21 protein-coding genes are annotated in these 19,542 nt (G+C 65.2%); 13 read left to right on the top strand and 8 right to left on the bottom strand.

Going from position 1 to position 19,542, the window contains the following annotated elements:
* Positions 1-110: 110 nt before the first annotated feature.
* On the top strand, positions 111-1,979 hold the full coding sequence (locus QM741_RS12280; protein ID WP_415207971.1) for a formylglycine-generating enzyme family protein: 1,869 nt from the start codon (positions 111-113) through the stop codon (positions 1,977-1,979).
* A 49-nt stretch (positions 1,980-2,028) separates the two neighbouring features.
* Here QM741_RS12280 and QM741_RS12285 read toward each other — a convergent pair whose 3' ends face one another.
* Both QM741_RS12285 and QM741_RS12290 read right to left on the bottom strand, forming a co-directional pair.
* A complete protein-coding gene (locus tag QM741_RS12285; RefSeq protein ID WP_415209121.1) occupies positions 2,029-2,820 on the bottom strand; it encodes an SDR family oxidoreductase in 792 nt (263 codons plus the stop codon).
* A gap of 8 nt (positions 2,821-2,828) precedes the next feature.
* Complete coding sequence (locus QM741_RS12290) at positions 2,829-3,143, bottom strand: hypothetical protein (protein ID WP_415207972.1); 315 nt, start codon at positions 3,141-3,143, stop codon at positions 2,829-2,831.
* A 148-nt stretch (positions 3,144-3,291) separates the two neighbouring features.
* Between QM741_RS12290 and QM741_RS12295 the strand changes: the two genes are divergently transcribed.
* Both QM741_RS12295 and QM741_RS12300 read left to right on the top strand, forming a co-directional pair.
* The gene (locus QM741_RS12295; protein WP_415207973.1) at positions 3,292-4,350 is read left to right on the top strand and encodes an NAD(P)-dependent alcohol dehydrogenase; all 1,059 of its coding nucleotides are present in this window, start codon (positions 3,292-3,294) and stop codon (positions 4,348-4,350) included.
* Positions 4,347-4,892 carry a GNAT family N-acetyltransferase gene (locus tag QM741_RS12300; protein ID WP_415207974.1) on the top strand — a complete coding sequence of 182 codons (546 nt, stop codon included), beginning with the start codon at positions 4,347-4,349 and terminating at the stop codon, positions 4,890-4,892. Before QM741_RS12295 ends, QM741_RS12300 begins: the two co-directional genes overlap by 4 nt.
* Before the next feature lie 9 nt (positions 4,893-4,901).
* On the opposite strand, the gene QM741_RS12305 is transcribed toward QM741_RS12300, so the two are convergent.
* The 6 genes from QM741_RS12305 to QM741_RS12330 form a co-directional block, all read right to left on the bottom strand.
* On the bottom strand, positions 4,902-6,440 hold the full coding sequence (locus tag QM741_RS12305) for a DHA2 family efflux MFS transporter permease subunit (RefSeq protein ID WP_415207975.1): 1,539 nt from the start codon (positions 6,438-6,440) through the stop codon (positions 4,902-4,904).
* A 17-nt stretch (positions 6,441-6,457) separates the two neighbouring features.
* Entirely contained in the window at positions 6,458-7,651 is a 1,194-nt protein-coding gene (locus tag QM741_RS12310; protein ID WP_415207976.1) for an efflux RND transporter periplasmic adaptor subunit, read from the bottom strand.
* 63 nt (positions 7,652-7,714) lie between these two features.
* Positions 7,715-9,202: an efflux transporter outer membrane subunit gene (locus QM741_RS12315; protein WP_415207977.1), complete on the bottom strand. Its 1,488-nt coding sequence runs from the start codon at positions 9,200-9,202 to the stop codon at positions 7,715-7,717.
* A gap of 56 nt (positions 9,203-9,258) precedes the next feature.
* On the bottom strand, positions 9,259-9,720 hold the full coding sequence (locus QM741_RS12320) for a MarR family winged helix-turn-helix transcriptional regulator (protein WP_415207978.1): 462 nt from the start codon (positions 9,718-9,720) through the stop codon (positions 9,259-9,261).
* A gap of 175 nt (positions 9,721-9,895) precedes the next feature.
* Positions 9,896-10,525: a phasin family protein gene (locus tag QM741_RS12325; protein ID WP_415207979.1), complete on the bottom strand. Its 630-nt coding sequence runs from the start codon at positions 10,523-10,525 to the stop codon at positions 9,896-9,898.
* A gap of 110 nt (positions 10,526-10,635) precedes the next feature.
* Positions 10,636-10,911 carry a polyhydroxyalkanoic acid system family protein gene (locus QM741_RS12330; RefSeq protein ID WP_415207980.1) on the bottom strand — a complete coding sequence of 92 codons (276 nt, stop codon included), beginning with the start codon at positions 10,909-10,911 and terminating at the stop codon, positions 10,636-10,638.
* Positions 10,912-10,990: 79 nt separating this feature from the next.
* Between QM741_RS12330 and QM741_RS12335 the strand changes: the two genes are divergently transcribed.
* The 10 genes from QM741_RS12335 to QM741_RS12380 all read left to right on the top strand — a co-directional run bounded on the left by QM741_RS12335 (position 10,991) and on the right by QM741_RS12380 (position 19,507).
* On the top strand, positions 10,991-11,845 hold the full coding sequence (locus QM741_RS12335) for an FHA domain-containing protein (protein WP_415207981.1): 855 nt from the start codon (positions 10,991-10,993) through the stop codon (positions 11,843-11,845).
* 119 nt (positions 11,846-11,964) lie between these two features.
* The gene (locus QM741_RS12340; RefSeq protein WP_415207982.1) at positions 11,965-12,528 is read left to right on the top strand and encodes a paraquat-inducible protein A; all 564 of its coding nucleotides are present in this window, start codon (positions 11,965-11,967) and stop codon (positions 12,526-12,528) included.
* Positions 12,525-13,139 carry a paraquat-inducible protein A gene (locus QM741_RS12345; protein WP_415207983.1) on the top strand — a complete coding sequence of 205 codons (615 nt, stop codon included), beginning with the start codon at positions 12,525-12,527 and terminating at the stop codon, positions 13,137-13,139. Before QM741_RS12340 ends, QM741_RS12345 begins: the two co-directional genes overlap by 4 nt.
* A gap of 6 nt (positions 13,140-13,145) precedes the next feature.
* Entirely contained in the window at positions 13,146-14,822 is a 1,677-nt protein-coding gene (locus QM741_RS12350; protein ID WP_415207984.1) for an intermembrane transport protein PqiB, read from the top strand.
* Positions 14,819-15,439, top strand: coding sequence for a membrane integrity-associated transporter subunit PqiC (locus QM741_RS12355; protein ID WP_415207985.1), 621 nt, complete (start codon positions 14,819-14,821; stop codon positions 15,437-15,439). The genes QM741_RS12350 and QM741_RS12355 overlap by 4 nt, the downstream gene beginning before the upstream one ends.
* A gap of 210 nt (positions 15,440-15,649) precedes the next feature.
* Positions 15,650-15,967 (top strand): type II toxin-antitoxin system prevent-host-death family antitoxin, encoded by a 318-nt coding sequence (locus tag QM741_RS12360; RefSeq protein WP_415207986.1) that lies wholly within the window; start codon positions 15,650-15,652, stop codon positions 15,965-15,967.
* Positions 15,968-15,969: 2 nt separating this feature from the next.
* Complete coding sequence (locus QM741_RS12365; protein WP_415207987.1) at positions 15,970-16,338, top strand: type II toxin-antitoxin system VapC family toxin; 369 nt, start codon at positions 15,970-15,972, stop codon at positions 16,336-16,338.
* 104 nt (positions 16,339-16,442) lie between these two features.
* Complete coding sequence (cmk, locus tag QM741_RS12370; RefSeq protein WP_415207988.1) at positions 16,443-17,141, top strand: (d)CMP kinase; 699 nt, start codon at positions 16,443-16,445, stop codon at positions 17,139-17,141.
* A gap of 286 nt (positions 17,142-17,427) precedes the next feature.
* The gene (gene rpsA / locus QM741_RS12375; RefSeq protein ID WP_415207989.1) at positions 17,428-19,098 is read left to right on the top strand and encodes a 30S ribosomal protein S1; all 1,671 of its coding nucleotides are present in this window, start codon (positions 17,428-17,430) and stop codon (positions 19,096-19,098) included.
* 112 nt (positions 19,099-19,210) lie between these two features.
* Positions 19,211-19,507, top strand: coding sequence for an integration host factor subunit beta (locus QM741_RS12380; protein ID WP_415207990.1), 297 nt, complete (start codon positions 19,211-19,213; stop codon positions 19,505-19,507).
* Positions 19,508-19,542 lie beyond the last annotated feature (35 nt).

The raw sequence follows: 19,542 nt of genomic DNA on the forward strand, positions 1-19,542 counted from the left end.
AGATGTGTTAAACGCGCCCTAACTTCGATTCCTTGGAATCTGCACCATCGAAATCATTGGCCGCGCAAGAATGGCGCCGGTTTCGCAGACGATTGCGTTCTAGGTGAATCATGGGCACGTTGCCGGTTTCATCCACGACGGACAAGGCTGCCTCGACCGACGCAGGGATATCCGGTACGCGACGCAGGTTGCTGGCTTCCCTGACCCTGCTCGGCCTGGCTCCGCTCGGGATCGTCGCGCGTTTGCGCGCGGCGACCACGACCGCGCTCGACACGACCCAGCAGGGCTTCACCGGCGCGTGGTACAACCCGACGACGAGCGGCCAGGGTTTCCTCGTCGACATCGGGTCGGGATTGCTCACCGCGGGCTGGTTCACCTACGACACCAGCGCGGGCGATGCCTCGAGCCAGCGCTGGTATTATCTCAGCGGCAGTCTGGAGAGCGGGCTCGCGAGCACCGACGTGACGATCTATCAGGGCAGCGGCGGCAATTTCGACGCCGCGCCCGTGGTCACCGCCGTGGCCGTGGGCAGCGGGACGATGACGTTCACGTCGTGCTCCGCCGCGACATTCGACTTCACGTTCACGGATGGCCGCAGCGGTTCGATTCGGTTGACGCGACTGTTGCCGACCATCGCCTGCACTTCCTCGTCGACGATCGCCGCGGACAATGCCGATTTCGGACTCTCCGGCGCATGGTACAACCCCGCCACCTCGGGGCAGGGTATCTTCCTCGAGGTGAATCCCTCCTCGCCGGCGGTGTTCCTCGCGTGGTTCACCTATGCCGCCGACGGCGAGGGCAGCGGGGTGTCGGGCCAGCGCTGGTTCACCGGACAGGTGAATTCCTATGTCGCCGGTTCGACCGCGATCGTCCTCGACCTGTATCAGGGGACCGGTGGCGTGTTCGATGCGTCGGACGCGATCACGGTCACGCTCGTCGGCAGCGCCACGCTGACGTTCTCGAGCTGCGCCGCGGCGACGTTCGCCTATGCGTTCACGGCGGGCGAATTGAGCGGCCGCAGCGGTTCGATCGCGCTGAGCCGGCTCGGCGACACGCCGGATGCCTGCCTGTTCGGCAGTTCCAGCGTTGCCGGGCCGAACGAACGTTTCGCCTACATCCCGGCGAACGCTTCGTTCTCGTTCGCCACGGCCTTGTCTTCGGGCACCGTGACGGCGCAATCGATCGACGCCTATTTCATGAGTCGATACCACACGACCAATGCCGAGTACAAGGCGTTCTGCGACGCCACCGGCAGGACCGGCAACAGCCTGCCCTGGCACTGGCGGCAGAACGGCGACACGTATCCGACGGGCAAGGCCAACCATCCGGTGCTGTGGGTTTCCATGAACGACGCCGACGCCTATTGCACCTGGCTGACGAGCCAATCCGGCGGCTGGACCTTCCGCCTGCCGACCGAAGCCGAAATGGAAAATGCCGCGCGCGGTCCGAACAAGACCATCTGGCCTTGGGGCAACAGCGAAGGCAGCCGCTACGCGAACGGTATCCTCACGGCGAATTACAACTACAACGGGCTGTGCGCGGCGTACTACCTCCTGACCCAGGCCGACACGGTCACTGCGATGAACGGCGTCGACACGACGGTGAGCAGCATTCTTTCGGTCAGCAGCAGCGGCGGCGTGTCCGGCTGGCAGGAGGACGGCGACACCACCGGTTTCGCGCACACCGACCTGTACACGGCCCTGATCGCCGCCGGCGGCTACACCACCGATGTCGATGCCTATGCGAGCGGCGCCAACGCCTACGGCTGTTTCGACATGTCCGGCAATGCCTACTGCTGGACCACGAGCCTGATCACCGCCACCAACGGCAGCGAGTCGGGTACGACGGTCAATGCCGTGCGCGGCGGTTCGTGGTACGCGGTCGGGAGCAGTTGCAAAACGAGCCATCGCGGCGAGGGCCGCGCGGCCAGCGGTGCCTACCACAGCGTGGGCTTCCGCGTGGTGGCGGTGCCGGCCTGAGCGGAGGGAAACGCGGCGGAATCTTCCGCCGATGCGAGTTTCCCATGCGTCAGAGCGACGACGTGCGGCCGCCGTCCACCGGCACGTTGACGCCGTTGACGTAGCCCGCGGCGGGCGAAGCGAGAAAGGCGATCGCGTTGGCGACCTCCGCCGGGTCCGCAAAGCGGCCGAGTGGTACGCTGGCGAGCATGGCCTTGGCGATTTCGTCCTCGCTCTTGCCCGTGGCTCGCGTGCGCTCGCCGAGGATCTGCTTGAGCCGTTGCGTCTTCGTGTAGCCGGGCAGCACGTTGTTGACCGTGATGCCGTACGGGCCAAGCTCGGCCGCGAGCGTCTTCGCCCAGTTCGCCACTGCGGCGCGGACGGTGTTGGAGACGCCGAGGTTGCGGATCGGTTCCTTCACCGAAGTGGAGATCACGTTGACGATGCGGCCCCAGCCCGATGCGCGCATGCCGGGCAACACGGCATGCAGCAGCACTTGGTTGGCGACGAGATGCTGATGGAAGGCATCGGTATATTCTTCCACTTTTGCGTCTTGTGCGGAACCGCCAGGCGGACCGCCGGTGTTGTTGACGAGAATCTGCATGGGACGCGGCGCGGCGATCATCGCCTCGACCTTGGCGCGCAGTGCGGCGTGGTCGCACATGTCGACGGCGACATAGGCGTGCTTCTGCGTCGGGCGCACCACAGGCAGCGCGGCGAAGGCGGCTTCGAGCGCCTCGCGCGAGCGCGCGAGCAGGGTGACGTCTGCGCCGAGGCGCGCGAGTTCCTCTCCCGCCGCGCGGCCGATGCCCTGCGAGCCGCCGCAAACCAGTGCGTGTTTTCCGGAAAGGTCGAGATCCATCGGTTCGTTCAATGCCGCAACGACAGTTTTTCGGTCATCAGCGGCAGCAATTCCTCGTCGCTTTCGGCGTCGGGCGGTTCGATCGAATCGAGTTCGAAGCCCATTGTCGTCGCGTCGTCGTCGTCGAGGCCGTCGAAGGCGCGGAATTCGGCGTCGAGCAGCGCCATGTGCGCAGCGTCCTCGTCGTCGTAGCGCAGCGTTTCGCCTTCGGCGTTGAACACTTCCGCCACGCCGGATGCGAGCACGCGCAGGCGCGCCCAGACCAGCGCGTCGCCGAGCGAGGCGATCCACCATTGTTCTTCGTAGTCGTCTTCGTCGCTCATCGTGGTTGCCGGTGAGGTATCGCGCGTCCAGTTTACACGCGCAACGCATCGTCGGGCCAACCGGCATGACGGAATCGGGCTTCATTTGCGCAAGCGAGATCGCGCATACTGTGCGCCATCTTCCTGATTCATTCCCCGGGATCATTCCATGCTACCGGCCAAAGGCTACGCCGCGCACGACGCGCATTCCCCGCTGGTTTCGTTTTCCTTCGCGCGCCGCGTGCCCGGCCCGCGCGACGTGCAGATCGAGATTCTCTACAGCGGCATCTGCCACTCCGACCTGCATCAGGCGCGCAACGACTGGCACAACTCGCTGTATCCGATGGTGCCGGGCCACGAGATCGTCGGCCGCGTGACTGCGATCGGCGCGCAGGCGACGAAATTCAAGGTCGGCGACTTCGCCGGCGTCGGCTGCATGATCGATTCGTGCCGGACGTGCCCGTCATGCGCCGACGGCCTCGAGCAGTACTGCGAAAACGGGGCGACGCTGACGTACAACGCGAGGCTGCGCAACAGCGACGAACTCGCGTTCGGCGGCTATTCCGACCTGATCGTGGTCGATGAACATTTCGCCGTGAAGATATCGCCGGCGCTCGATCTCAAGGCGGCGGCGCCGCTGCTCTGCGCGGGCATCACGACTTGGTCGCCGCTGCGCCACTGGCAGGTCGGGAAAGGCCAGAAGGTCGGCGTGATCGGGCTGGGCGGCTTGGGTCACATGGGCATCAAGTTCGCCAAGGCGTTCGGCGCGCGCGTGGTCATGGTTACGACGTCGCCGGAAAAGGCCGCGGACGCGGTGCGCTTCGGTGCGGACGAAGTGCTGCTGTCGACGGACAAGGCGCAGATGAAGAAGCATGCGGGAAGCTTCCACTTCCTGCTCGATACGATCCCGAACGGGCACGACCTCAATCCCTACGCGGCGCTGCTTCGGCGTGACGGCACGCTCGTACTCGTCGGCGCGCTGACGGAACTGACGCCGCCGCTCGTCGGCGGGCGCCTGATCGGCGGCCGCAAGAGCATCGCCGGTTCGGCGATCGGCGGCATCGCGGAGACGCAGGAGATGCTCGATTTCTGCGCTGCGCACGGCATCGCCGCCGACGTGGAGATGATCGACATCCAGCAGGTCAACGCGGCCTACGAGCGGCTGCTGAAGAACGACGTGAAGTACCGCTTCGTTATCGACATGGCGTCGCTGGAGAACGCGGCGTGACTTTTCCTTCTCTCAACGAGGAAGTGTTCCCGATGGTCGTCATCGAAACTTCGCGTCTCGTGCTGCGCCGCCTCGAGGAGCGCGATGCCGAATTCATACTCACGCTGGTCAACGACCCGGCATGGCTGGAGTTCATCGGCGACAAAGGCGTGCGCACGCTCGACGACGCATGCGTCTACCTGCGCAACGGCCCGCTGGCCATGTATGCGCAGCACGGCCACGGCTTGTATTGCGTCGAGTCGAAGGCGAGCGGCGAGGCGATCGGCCTGTGCGGCCTGATCAAGCGCGACACGCTGCCCGATGTCGATCTCGGCTATGCCTTCCTGCCGCCGGCACGCGGCGGCGGCTACGCTTTCGAGGCGGCGTCGGCGACGATGGCCTACGCGCGCGAGACGCTCGGGCTGCAGCGCGTCGTCGCCATCGTTTCGCCGGGCAACGCGCGCTCGATCGCGCTGCTCGAAAAACTCGGATTCCGTTTCGAGAAATCGTTGCAGCTGCCGCCGAAGGAGGATCGGGAAACCTGGCTCTACGCCGCGGCGTGACTGCGATCGTCAATGCCCGCCGGCTGCTGCGCCGCCCTTGGCCGTGAACGGCGGCCGCGCGAACCAGATCACGATGATCAGCGACAGGAAGACGTAGCCGAGCACGTGGAACAGCTCGTTGAACGAGATCTGGTAGGACTGCGAATCGAGCATGCGCTCGAGCACGCGGTAGGCGAGGGCGTCGTCGCCCCGGCCGAGCGTCGCCACCGCCTGCTGCGTGTCGGGATCGAACGGCGTCAGATGCTCGGTGAGCTGCGCGTGATGGACGATCGCGCGGTGCTGCCACATGAAGTTGGTGATCGAGGCGGCGAAGCTGCCGCCGAGGTTGCGCACGAACGTGGCGAGGCCGGTGCCCGAGGCGATTTCGTGGGGCTGCAGGTCGGAGAGCATGATCTGCATCAGCGGCATGAAGAAGAACGCGACGCCGAGGCCTTGGATGAACTGCGCCATCGCGACGTGGTAGAAGTCGACGTCGAGGTAGAAGCCGGAGCGGATGAAGCTGGTCAGCCCCATCACGCAGAACGCGAGCGAGGCGGAGATGCGCAGGTCGACCTTGTTGATGTGCCTGCCGACGAACGGCGTCAGCAGGATCGGCAGGATGCCGAGCGGAGCGGCGGCGAAGCCGGCCCAGGTCGCGGTATAGCCGAGATGGCGCTGCAGCCATTGCGGCACGAGCACGTTGATCGAGAAGAACGCGCCGTAGGCCAGCGTCATCGCGATCGTGCCCATGATGAAGTTGTTGTGGCGGAACAGCTTGAGATCGACGATCGGCTCCCTGTCGGTCAGCTCCCAGACCAGGAAGATCGCGAGCGCGATCGCCGAGACGACGGCGAGGATGATGATGAGGTTCGAGTTGAACCAGTCTTCGTCGTTGCCCTTGTCGAGCAGGATCTGCAATGCGCCGACGCCGATCACGAGCGTGGCGAGACCGACGTAGTCCATCTTCGGCCGGATGATCCGCTCGGGGCGGCCGCGCATTTGCGAATAAACGACGAGCGCGGCGAAGACGCCGACCGGCACGTTGACGAAGAAGATCCACGGCCAGGTGTAGGTGTCGGTGATCCAGCCGCCGAGGATGGGGCCCATGATCGGGGCGACGATCGTCACCATGACCAGCAGGGCCAGCGCCTGCGAGCGTTTCTCGGGCGGGTAGATCGACAGCAGCAGACTTTGCGTGACCGGATACATCGGGCCCGCGACCGCGCCTTGCAGCGCGCGGAACACGATCAGCATGGTCATGCTCTGCGCGATGCCGCAGAGGAACGAGGCGAACACGAACAGCAGCGTGGTCGCGACGAACAGTTTCACTTCGCCGAAACGGCGCGTGAGAAAGCCGGTCAGCGGCAGCGCGATCGCATTGCTGACCGCGAACGAGGTAATGACCCAGGTGGCCTGGTCCGCGCTCGCGCCGAGGTTGCCGGCGATCGTCGGCAGCGATACGTTCGCTATCGTCGTGTCGAGCACCTGCATGAACACGGCGAGCGACAGACCGACCGTGGTCAGGCCGGGGTTCGCGGGGCGGAACGGCGCGGGATTGGGCGTGGCCATGAGAGCCGGCTTTTCTTCTATTTCGTCGCCACGTCCGCGCCGGCGTGGGCGGCGTTGTCGTGGATGATGCGGTCGATGTCCGCCTGCGCGCCTTGCATCTGGCCCTGATAGACGTCGGTCGTGAATGCCGGTTCCTTCGGCGACTGTTGGGCGAGCGCGGGGCCGCTCTGGTCGTGCAGGTTGACGTCCACCGCCATCGACAGGCCGATGCGCAGCGGATTCTTGTCGAGTTCTTTCGAGTCGAGTTCGATGCGCACGGGAACGCGCTGCACGATCTTGATCCAGTTGCCGGTCGCGTTCTGCGCGGGCAGCAGCGAGAACGCGCTGCCGGTGCCGACGCCGAGGCTCTGCACCTTGCCGTTGAACTCGACTTTCGGTCCGTACAGGTCCGACGTAAGCCGGACCGGTTGGCCGATGCGCATGTGCGCGAGCTGCGTTTCCTTGAAGTTCGCGTCGACCCAGACCTGGTGCAGCGGCACCACGGCCATCAGCGGCGTGCCGGGCTGGATGCGCTGGCCCACCTGTACGCTGCGCTTGGCGACGTAGCCGTCGACCGGCGCGTAGATCTTCGAGCGCGCGTCGTTGAGATAGGCGGTGCGCAGCGCGGCGGCGGCGGCGAGCACGTCGGGGTGTTTGGCGATCACGGTCTCGTCGACGAGCGCCCGGGTCGTGCTCAGTTGCTGCTGGGTCGCAGCGAGCTGGCTTTCGGCGGCGGCGAGCGCGTCGCGCGCGTGCGAGAGTTCCTCGGCCGAGATCGCGCCCGTGGCGACGAGGCCCTTGCGGCGCGCGTAATCGGCGCGTGCGCGGTCGAGCGACACTTTCTGCGCGGTGACCACGGCCTGGCCGCTTTCCACATTGCTGTACAAGCCGCGCACCTGGCGCACGCTGCGCGCGAGATTGGCTTCCGCCTGCATCAGCGCGACGCGCGCGTCGCTGCCGTCGGTCTCGACGAGCACGTCGCCCTTGTGCACGAGGTTGCCGTCGTCGGCGTTGATCCCGACCACGGTGCCGATTGCCTGTGGCGTGATCTGCACGACGTTGCCGTTGACGTAGGCGTCGTCGGTGCCTTCGTACCAGCGGCCGATGGTGTAGTACCAGACGCCGACGCCGATCGCGGCGGCGACGACGATGAGGAGAACCAGTCGCAGGAGCAACTTGCGCTTGCCGTTGGCCGGCGCAGCGGTTTCGGTGGCGGGGTTCGGGGTGCTCATATTCGGATACCTGCGGTGAAATGGTCTTTGCTCGTCATTCCGGCAAAAGCCGGAATCCGGCTTTTATTGCGTGATTGTTGAAGATCGGGATCCCGGCTTCCGCTGGGCCGGCGGCGTTGTCGATTGCGGATCGATCGCGGCGATCGGCGGCACGTCGCCGCCCGCGTCGAAACCGCCGCCGAGCCCCTGCACGAGCCGCACCGAGGTATCGACCTGCTGCGCGGCCAGCGCGGCGGCGCGCTGTTCTGCGGCGAGCAGTTGCTGTTCCACGCTCAAGGTGTCGAGATAGCTGCCGATGCCGGCCTTGTAACGCTGCCGGGAAAGATCGAACGCCGCGCGCGCGGCATCGACGGCGCGTTGCTGGGCGGCGATCTGCACCTGCAGCGAATCGAGGTTGGCGATGTCGTCGGCGACGTCGTTGATCGCGCCGACGAGAGTCGAGTTGTAGTGCGCGACGGCGAGATCGTAGTTCGCATTGGCGTCGTTCAGATCGGCGCGGCGACGGCCGCCGTCGAAGATCGGCAGGCTGATCGCGGGCTGCACCATGTAGAAGCGTGCCGGCAGCGAGACCAGGTTGTCGAACGATGACGAGGCCAGTCCGGCGAATGCGGACAGGCCGATGTTCGGCAGGAATTCGGTTTTCACGGCGGCGATGCTCTTGGTCGCGGCTTCCACGCGCCAGCGTGCGGCGACGAGGTCGGCGCGACGGCCGATCAGGTCGGCGGTCAGGCCGGTCGGCAGGGCAAGCGCGCCGGGCCGCAGGGTCTTGGGACGGGCGATGTCGAGGCCGCGGTCCGGCCCCTTGCCGAGCAGTACGGCGAGCGCGATGCGCGCCGAATCGATCGCTTCGCTCGCCACGGCAACCTGCTGTTCGGCGCTGGCGACTTCGGCTTCGGCCTGCTTGATCTGCATGCGATTGTCGATGCCTGCTGCGACGCGCTGCCTGACAAGTGCGTGCGAGGCGTTTGCGCGCTTGAGCTGCGCGTCGGCAACGTCCTTCTCGGCGAACGCGTAGCCGAGTTGCACGTAGGCGCGCGCGACGTTGACCGAAAGCGTCAGGCGCGCGGCGTGCGCGTCGACCTCGGCGGCGCGCACCTGGCCGAGCGCGGCTTCCCATGCGGCGCGCTTGCCGCCCCAGAGGTCGAGGCTCCAGTTGAAGCTCGCGTAGACCGCCGGATACGTGGCGAACGAACCGCCGATCGGTTCGGGCGCTGCCGTCGTCGGCAAGTGTACGCCGGCGATGCTTGCGCTGGCGTTGACGGTCGGCAGGCGCTTGGCGTTCTGCGCATCGACCTGGCTCTGCGCCTGTTTGGCGCGCGCGTCGGCGCTGGCGAGATCGGGGTTGTCCTTGAGCGCTTCGGCGATCAGTGCGTCGAGTTGGGTGTCGCCGAGCGCAGTCCACCAGTCGCTCTTGGGCCACGCCGCCGGTGACGTTGCGATACGGGCGAACTTGCGTTCGGCATGCAACGCGGCCGGGTCGGCGGCGCGGCCGTCGGCGTGCAGGCCGTCCATGCTCGCACAGGCAGTCAGCGCTGCGGTCGCAACGGTCACGGCAAGGCGAAAAATGTACTTTTCAGTAGACGATTGCCGAGGCAAGCAATTTGCAGTCACGTGAGCTTCTCCAAGGTGTCGCGGACGCGCCTGAGCAAGTCGAGCAGCTGTTTGCGCTCGCTTTCTTTGAGATCTTGAAAGGCGATTGCCTGCAGGCGATCGGTACGCCGGTTGATCGACTCCCACACCGCGTGGCCGGCTTCGGTCAGCTCGACGGTCAAGGCGCGGCGGTCCTCGGCGTGTGGTCGGCGGCGCAGGTAGCCCTTGCTTTCGAGACGGTCCAGAAGTCGCGTCATGGCGCCGGCGTTGTGGTCCAGGCAGCGCGCCACGTCACCGGGCATTTGCTGGCCGTATTTGGCCAGCAGCTTGAGCACCAGGAACTGGCTGTAATTGAGTTCGACGCCGAGGGCGCCGAGTTCGCGTTCGAGCAAGGCCGTCTGCCCCTCGCGGATCTGGCGGATCAGCAGGGCGAAGTTGGCGTCGTCGCGCAATTCTTTGATGGCGGGTATTCGGTTCACGCCGGACAGTATATTGTCGGAACAATAATTGTCAAGGCAATTACATACCATTGGGTTTATTTAATGATTCCCGCAAATCACCGGCCGGGGCCGCGAAGCAGGTCGCAAGAGTCGAAAAAGAGAAGCCCCCGGCAGACGGGGGCTTCGTGGCGGAGCATTGGAGATTTGCTGCGCGCTATTTTTTCTTCGCCGCTTTTTTCGCGGCTTTCCTTGCGGGCTTTGGCTTGGACGGCGAAACCGCCTCGGTCAGGCGAGCGACGTGGCGTTGCACGGTCTGTTTGGCGGCGAGTTGCGCTTCCTCGATGTCCTTGACGAGATCGCCGAAATCGTCGCGCGCGCGCTTGACCTTGCTCGTCAGTGCGTCGGCGAGACCGGCCTTCTTCGCCGCTGGACTGAGGTTGACGATCTGGCGGTTGAGTTCGTCCACGCGCTTGAGCAGTTCGTCGAGATCCTTGCGGCCCGGCACGCCGAGCTTGCCGAGCGCGCGCGCGACGCGCGACTCGAACACTTGCTCCAGGCGATCCCACGTCTCCTGCGTGCGTTCGCGCACCTGGCTGACGCCCGACTCCACCGCGCCACGCACCTCGCCGACCTTGCCGATGGCGATCTTGCGCGTGGCCGCTTCGAGGTTGACGCCTTCCTTGACCAGATTTTCGAACAACTTGGTGCCGTCTTCGCGCGCGCGCGTCAGCGCGCCGAGCCCGGCGAGCCAGATCTGCTGTGCGGATTCCATGATCGACTTGTCCGCCGACGCGGCCTTCTTGTCCGTCGCAGCCTTGGTCTTGAGTTTCGGTTTGGTTGCCATTTTTTTCCTCCCGGTTCGAATCGAGGACGCGGATGCGTCCCTGCGAAACCCAATCTAGGCGCGCAACCTAGAATATTCACACTATCGCCAGCGAATGGGCTGGCGCGTCGTCAGGCCAGTTCCTTGTCCAGGTGGCTTTCGATCTCTTTTTCGATCATCGGCTTGAGCGCGCCGAGCAGGAAGCCGAGCTGGGCGGTGACGCGCACTTCCTTGTTGGTGACGTGGATCGCGCCGCTTGCGCCAGGTCGCTCGAAATGCAGCGTATCGCCGTCCCATTCGCTTTCGATGCCGAACTTCTTGCCGATCGCGGCTGCCGTCTTCTTGACCGCAGCCTTGGCGTCCTTGAGCGAGTGATGGTGCTTGCGGCGGATGTCGATGCTCGGCATGGCGTTTCCTTCGTGTTCAGGACGGGTTCGCGGGGCCGTATGCTACATTGTGTACAAACTCGCAGAACATACCCAGAGCATGCGCATTTCGTTCCCGAACAAGGAGCAGGAGGACACCTTGGTCGGTGCCGGCGAAGCCCGTATCGGCGCAGCGGCGGACAATACCATCGTGATCGGCGGCAGTGGCGTCGCGGCGCACCATTTGAGCCTCAAGTCCAGCGAGCGCGGCATTGAACTGACCGTGCTCGACGCGGGCGCACGCACGCACGTGAACACGCGTCCAGTTCGCGAGAAGGCCATGTTACGGCTGGGCGACGTGATCAGCCTCGGCGGCGTGCAGTTCGTGCTCAAGCCCGATCGCGACGCCGACATTTGCAGCGCGGTACCGCCGCCGTCCGTTTTGCCCGAATCCGATCCCGTGCGGCCGCCGCGTGTGCTGTTGCGCGGCCTTTCCGGCACGCATTTCGGCAAGATCGTGCCGGTGCGCGGCAGGCTCGTGGTCGGGAGCGGCAACCTAGTCGACCTCGATCTGGACGGTGCCGGCACGGCGGCACGCCACGCGGCGATCGAATTCGCCGGTGAGACGATCGTGCTGCGCGATCTCGGCGCGGGTGGCGCCACTCGCGTCGACGGCATCGAGGTGCGCGACGCGATCCTGTATGCCGGCGACCAGATATGCTTCGGCCACGAGCGCTTCCTGGTCGAGGCGCCGGGCTTGCCGGCACGTCCATCGGGTGGCGTGGCGATGCATCGTCCGGCGGACCCGACCATCACCCAGACGATGCAGGCGATCACGCCGCCTAGCGATGCCGCACCTGCACCGCACCCCGGCGCAGAGCGGCGCGCACCCGATGCGGGCCGGAATGACATCTGGTGGCTGATTGCCGTGGCCGCGTTGATCGCCGCGGGGACGGCGCTGCTGTTCTCGGGGTAATCTAGCCAAGCGCGCCCATGGCGACTTCCCGCAGCGCGACCGGGTCATACCACGCTTCGCTCGTCGTCTGCGAGTATTGCGATTCTGTCCATCATCGGCACGAACTGCAGCATGACGAGATGGCACGCTGCACGCGTTGCCGTGCCGTGCTTTACCGGTCGTCGCGCCTCGACATCGATCATCTGCTCGCGCTGACCGTGGCTGCGGCGATCGTCTTTGCCATCGCCAACACGTCGCCGGTGATCCGCATTGCGGTCGGCGGCATGCACAACGAGGCCGATCTGCCACAGGCGATTTCGGCGCTGTCGCACGGCGGATCGCTGTTGGTAGGCGTGGTCGCGGCGGTGACGCTGTTCGTCGTGCCGTTGCTGCAGATCGCGCTGCTCGGCTGGGTGCTGTCGTTCGCGCGCGCCGGCCGGCGCGCGCCGGGCTTCGCCTCCGTCATGCGCGTGCTGCATCGGATCCGGCCCTGGAGCATGACCGAGGTGTTCTTGCTCGGCGTGCTCGTTGCGATCGTCAAGTTGTCGGGCATGATCAACGTCGTTGCCGGACCGGGGGCTTGGGCGACGGCCGTGCTGACCGTATTGATCACGGTGATCGCCAAGCGCGACATCCGCACGCTGTGGAGTCTCGTGGCCGACGGCCACAACCGGGGCGACCGTAGCATGGAGCTGGGCTCGTGACCCGGGTGCCGCGTGCGCGGGAACTGGGGCTGGTCGGCTGCCATGTTTGCGACCTCGCCTGCGCCGGTTCGGCAACGCATTGTCCACGCTGCGGCTCGCGGCTGCATGCGCGCAAGCCCGATTCGACCGCACGCTCCTGGGCGTTCCTGATCGCCGCATTGATCCTGTATGTCCCGTCGAACGTGCTGCCGGTGATGTACACGAGCATGCTCGGCCGCGGCGAGGCGAGCACGATCCTGCACGGCGTGGTCGAGTTCTGGAAGGCCGGTTCGTGGGACATCGCGTTGCTGATCTTTATTGCGAGCGTGGCGGTGCCGTCGACCAAGTTTCTCGTGCTCGGTACGTTGCTCGTGACCGCGCAGCGGCACAGCACGTGGGCGCGGCTGCAACGCGCGCGCTTGTATCGTTTCGTCGAGCTGATAGGCTACTGGTCGATGCTCGACGTGGTCGTCGTCGCGCTGGTCTGCGCGCTCGTGCAATTCCACCTGCTCGGCACGGCCGAACCGCGCGCGGGCATCGTGTTTTTCGGCCTCGTCGTCGTGCTGACGATGTTTGCGGCGATGAGTTTCGATCCGCGCCTGATCTGGGATGGCGACGAGCATGACGGATGAATCGCCATGAACGAAGAAGACGTTTCCGCGAACGCGGCGATGCCGCCGGCCGTGTCCGTGGTGCGGCGGCGACGCTGGAGCGCGAGCCTGATCTGGCTCGTGCCGATCGTCGCCGCGCTGATCGGCATCGGCATGGTGATCCACAACTGGGCGTCCGAAGGGCCGACGATCGAGATTTCGTTCCTGACCGCGGAAGGCCTTGAAGCCGGCAAGACCCAGGTCAAGTACAAGGACGTCGTGATCGGGCTCGTCGATTCGATCCGCCTGTCGCAGGATCGCACGACCATCGTCGCGCACGTGAAGCTCGACAAGGACGCGGAGAGCTTCGCCGCAGCCGACTCGCGTTTCTGGGTGGTGCGGCCGCGTTTCGGCACGACGGGTGTGTCCGGCATAGGCACCTTGCTTTCAGGCGCATACATCGGTGCGGACAGCGGCGTCTCGCGTGAAGTGCAGAAAACCTTCGTCGGTCTGGAACGCCCGCCGGCGGTGATCCACGGCTCGCCGGGCAAGCGCTTCACGCTGCGTGCGGCCGACATCGGTTCGCTCGACATCGGCTCGCCCGTATATTACCGCCGCATCCAGGTCGGCCGCGTCGTTTCCTACGACCTCGACAAGGACGGCAAGGCAATGAAGGTGGACGTGTTCGTCGACGCGCCGTACGACCGCTTCGTCACCATCTCCTCGCGCTTCTGGAACGCGAGCGGCGTCGACCTGAATCTCGATGCGGGCGGCTTGAAACTCAACACCCAGTCGCTCGCGACGGTCGTCGCCGGCGGCATCGCGTTCCAGACGCCGCCCGGTCCGCGCGACGCAACGCCCGCAGCCGAAGGCGCGGAGTTCGTCCTGTTCGACGATCTGCAGACCGCGATGGCGCCGCCCGACGGCGAACCCGACTATCTGCAGATGCGCTTCGAACAGTCGTTGCGCGGCCTCACCGTCGGTTCCCAGGTTGATTTTCGCGGTCTCGTCGTCGGCAAGGTGGTTTCGATTCGTCTCGACTACGACGCCGACAAGCAGAATTTCCCATTGATCGTCGGCGTGGTGGTCTATCCGAAGCGTTTCGGCCAGGCGGGCGAAAAAATTGCGCGGCTCGAGAGTGCGAGCGACGACGAAGACACCCGGCTCGCGAACATCATCAAGCCGATGATCGCGCGCGGCCTGCGCGCGCAGGCGCGGGCCGGCAATCTGCTGACGGGCCAGCTTTACATCGCGCTCGACTTCCTGCCGAACGCGCCGAAGGCCGCGTTCGATCCGGCCGCGCGGCCGGTGGAATTGCCGACCGCGCCGGGCAGCTTCGACCGCCTGCAGGAGCAGATGACCGGCATCGTCGAGAAGCTTGATCGGATTCCGTTCGAGTCGATCGGCAGGAATCTCGACAGCACGATCGCCCAGCTCGACAAGACGCTGCGGCAGGTCAACGAATCCACGTTGCCGCAGTTCAACGCTACGTTGGCCGATGCGCAGGGCACGCTGGGCAGCGCACAGAAAACGATCACGACCGATTCGTCGCTGCAACAGAATCTTGCGGAGACATTGGCGCAAATACAGCGCGCCGCGCGTTCGGTGCGCGTCGTGACCGACTACCTCGGCGTGCACCCGGAAGCGATACTGCGTGGCAAGCCGGCTGATCCCGCCGAGCTGCGCGGCACGCCCGAGCAGGACGCCAAAGGAAACAAGCCATGAGATCGCGTTTCACCACGGCGCTGCGCATGGCCGCCGCGTTCGGAATCCTGCTGCTGGGCGCCTGCGTGAGCACTGCGCCGACGCACTACCACACGCTGCTCGGCGATTCTGCGGCTTCGGCCGCGTCGGCGACCCCATCGGCGTTTCTGATCGACGTACAGTCCGTCGGCGTGCCGGCCCAGGTCGACCGTCCACAACTCGTCGTGCGCGATGGCGGCGGCGTGACGCCGCTCGAGCAGGAACGCTGGATCGCACCGTTGGCCGATGACGTGCGTTCCGCGCTGTCGGCCGATCTGTCGCGCGAATTGGCGACGACCGACGTGGCCAGCCAGCCGCGACCCGAAGGCACGAAAGTACTGGCGATCAAGGTCGATCTTCGCCGCTTCGATTCGGCGCCCGGCGCCTATGCGTTGATCGATGCGGTGTGGAGCCTGCGCATCGGCAACGACGCGTCTTCAGCCCTCGTCTGCGCGAGCGAGGCGCGCGAAACGGTGGCCCCGGGCTACGACGAACTCGTCTCGGGGTATCGCCGTGCGCTGGCCACGATCGCTGGTGGGATTGCGTCTGTGGCGCGGAACTACGTTGCGATGGGGAAGGGCGCGTGTCCCGGGGGCTGACCTTCAGATTCGTCCATTCAGGCCACGGTACCGGCGCTTTGGACACAGCGAGGCAGAGCGGCAGTTCGCGTTTCCCGGCTTGTGTGACCCAGGGAACATTCGACCGCCTGGCCCGGAGCCTTCACGATCCGCCCTCTCAGTTGGACTTGCTATTCATCAAAAAATATTGTACGTATGTACGTGCATATGGAAAGATATGAGGATACCGCCATGAGCGTTTCGTTGACCGAATTGCGCCAGCGCCTGTTCCAACTCGCCGACCGCGTCGCCGAAACGGGTGAGCCATTGATCGTCGTGCGCAACGGCGTGCGTTTGCGGCTGGTGCGAGACGATCAAGATTCCGTGTCTGGCGGCCGCCTCGCTCGGCTCAGGAAGCAGGATGCCTGGATCGGCGCCGCTCCGGACCCGCATTTTTCACCGGCGCTGTGGGTGGGCGAATCGCCGCAACGGGCGTCCTTGCGCGTGGCGGAGCCCGAGCCTCCGATGCCCACCTCCGGTCAGGCGAAACGTCGACGCGCGAAAAAATGATGATGCTTGACACGCATGTCGCAGTGGCCGCATTCGAAGGCCGCGGCGGACGTTGGAGCGCGCAGGCCGCGCGCTTGTTCGATTCGGGCTCGGTATTGCTGTCGCCCGCCGTCGTGCTGGAGCTCGAGTTGCTGCACGAGATCGGGCGCATTCGGCATGGCGGCAGGACCATCGCCCGTTATCTCGCCGAGCATCTGGACATCGCCGTCGCCGGCGAACGCTTCAGCGAAGTTGTCGATCATGCGCTCGATTTCGGCTTCACGCGGGACCCGTTTGATCGGCTCATCCTCGCACACGCAGCCATGCTCAAGGCACGGCTGCTGACGCATGACGGGCTGATGCACGCGAACTATGCGCTGGCGGTGGAGTAACGCGCACGGCCCATGAGCAGGCTGCGGTTCGCCGCAGTTGCCCGCATTCGCATGCGGCAATGACGCCGGGCTAGAATTGCGCGTCCAGGCTCCCCGCGAACCGCATGCCTTCCGCGAATCCGGAAAAATCCATTCCTGTCCTCACGATCGACGGTCCTTCGGGTTCGGGCAAAGGTACGATCAGTGCGCGTGTCGCCGATGCGCTCGGCTGGCACCTGCTCGATTCCGGCGCGCTCTATCGTGCGGTCGGCTTTGCCGCAAGCATGGCGGGCCTGGATCTGTCCGATGCCGAAGCGGTCACGCGTTGCGCCGAGACCACGAAGATTTCCTTTCGCGACCCCAAGGACGGAGGCGAGACCCGCGTGATCGTCAACGGCCTCTACGCGACAGCCGAGATCCGCACGGAAACTTGTGGCGCGGCGGCCTCGGCAATCGCGGCAATCCCGTCGGTGCGAACGGCCTTGTTCGAAAAACAGCGCAATTTCCGCAGGAATCCCGGCCTGGTTGCCGACGGGCGCGACATGGGCACGGTGATCTTCCCGGATGCCCGGCACAAGGTCTTCCTGACGGCTAGCGCCGAAGAGCGCGCGAAAAGGCGATATAAACAGTTGAAAGAAAAGGGGTTGAACGTTACACTAGCAACCCTTTTGCGCGAAATCGAGGCACGCGACGTACGCGATGCCGAGCGCGCGGTGGCGCCGCTGAAGCCGGCGACGGACGCGATCCTCATCGATTCGACGGGCATGCCGATCGATGCGGTCGTCGCCAAGGTGCTGGAGTTGGTCCGCTCTCAAGACAATTGACAGAGCTTTTTGACCACGGATTACACGGATGGCACGGATATCGTAGGGCGCAGGCGCGGTTCGTCGCGTCCGGCTTCGTCGGAACGGAGCCGGGTTCGGCGAGCCGGGCTCCCATGCCGGCATTTCGTGTCGAGCCGCGTAATCCGTGGTGAAATCGCTTTTTTGGGCCCTCGCGAAAGCGAGGAATTGCAACGGGTACGAAGGTCGCAGGATCGACGTGCCGCAACCGGTGGATCGCGCTGACTAGCCAACCCCAGGCGATCCGTTCCTCAACTAGAGAATCAACATGACCGAAAGTTTTGCCGAACTGTTTGAACAGAGCCAGACCCTCGCCAAATTGAAGCCCGGAGCGATCGTTTCCGGCATCGTGGTGGACATCCGCAACGACGTCGTCGTCGTCAACGCGGGCTTGAAGTCGGAAGGCATCGTGCCGATCGAGCAGTTCCGCAACGAGCAGGGCGAATTGGAAGTGAAGGTCGGCGACGAGGTGAAGGTAGCCCTCGACGCCATCGAAGACGGCTTCGGCGAAACCCGCCTGTCGCGCGAAAAGGCCAAGCGTTCCATGGTGTGGGACGAACTCGAGGCCGCGCAGCAGGCCAATGCCACCGTGACCGGCCGCGTGTCGGGCAAGGTCAAGGGCGGCTTCACCGTGGACATCAAGGACGTGCGCGCGTTCCTGCCCGGTTCGCTCGTCGACGTGCGTCCGGTGCGCGATCCGGTCTTCATCGAAGGCAAGGATCTCGAATTCAAGATCATCAAGCTCGACCGCAAGCGCAACAACGTGGTCGTCTCGCGCCGCGCGGTCGTCGAGAGCGAGCATTCCGAGGAGCGCGAGCAGATGCTCGAGCGCCTGCAGGAAAATGCCGTCGTCAAGGGCGTGGTCAAGAACCTCACCGACTACGGCGCGTTCGTCGACCTGGGCGGCATCGACGGCCTGCTCCACATCACCGACATGGCGTGGAAGCGCGTGCGTCATCCGAGCGAAGTCGTCAACGTCGGCGACGAGCTCGAAGTGCGCGTGCTGCGCTTCGACCGCGAGCGCAACCGCGTCTCGCTCGGCTTGAAGCAGCTCGGCGAGGATCCGTGGGTCGCGATCAGCCGCCGCTATCCGACCGGCACGCGCCTGTTCGGCAAGGTCTCGAACGTCACCGATTACGGTTGCTTCGTCGAACTGGAGCCGGGCGTCGAAGGCCTCGTGCACGTTTCGGAAATGGACTGGACCAACAAGAACGTCAATCCGGCCAAGCTGGTCCAGGTCGGCGATGAAGTCGAGGTCATGGTGCTCGACGTCGACGAGGAGCGCCGCCGCATCTCGCTCGGCATGAAGCAGACCCAGTCGAACCCGTGGGAAGCGTTCGCCGCGATCCACAAGAAGAACGACAAGGTGTCCGGCCAGATCAAGTCGATCACCGACTTCGGCATCTTCATCGGCCTCGATGGCGGCATCGACGGTCTCGTCCACCTCTCTGACATCTCCTGGCAGGCGACGGGCGAAGACCTCGTGCGCCAGTTCAAGAAGGGCGACACGGTCGAGGCGGTCGTGCTCGCGGTCGATCCGGAGCGCGAGCGCATTTCGCTCGGCATCAAGCAGCTCGAGCAGGATCCGTTCGGCCAGTTCATGGCGGCCAATCCGCGCGGCAGCATCGTCACCGGCACGGTATCGGCCGTCGACGCCAAGGGCGCCACGATCGAACTCGCCGAAGGCGTCGAGGGCTACCTGCGCGCGAACGACATCGCCAAGGAGCGCATCGAGGACGCGACCCAGCACCTCAAGGTCGGCGACAAGGTCGAAGCCAAGTACACCGGCATGGACCGCAAGGGCCGCATGCTGCAGCTGTCGATCCGCGCGAAGGACGAGGCGGAACTGCAATCGGCGCTCGAGGAGTACCAGTCGGCCGCCGGCGGCACGACCAAGCTCGGCGCGTTGCTCAAGGAACAGCTCGGCAACAAGGGCTGATCACGTTGCGAAGTCTGCCCGGAGCGGTTTGCTCCGGGCAGATCAAAAAAGATATTGATCGCGGATTGCGAGGATGTCCGTGGTCGAATGCTCCTGGGGGGAACGGCCTAACATGACCAAGTCGGAATTGATCGAGGCCCTGGCCTCGCGGCAAAGTCATCTCGCTTTCAACGACGTCGAGCTTGCGGTGAAGAACGTGCTCGAACAGGCGAGTCAGGCGCTCGCTCACGGCGAGCGCATCGAAATCCGCGGCTTCGGCAGTTTTTCGCTGCATTTTCGCCCACCGCGCATGGGGCGCAATCCCAAGACCGGCGAGCCCGTGGCGCTGCCCGGCAAGCACGTGCCGCATTTCAAGCCCGGCAAGGAATTGCGCGAACGCGTGAACGGCATCGCCGGCGACAAGCCCTGAATTCGTTCGATCTGCGATAATCGCAGGCGTAGCGA

Source organism: Rudaea sp., from assembly GCF_047601565.1.
Classification (GTDB): domain Bacteria; phylum Pseudomonadota; class Gammaproteobacteria; order Xanthomonadales; family Rhodanobacteraceae; genus Rudaea.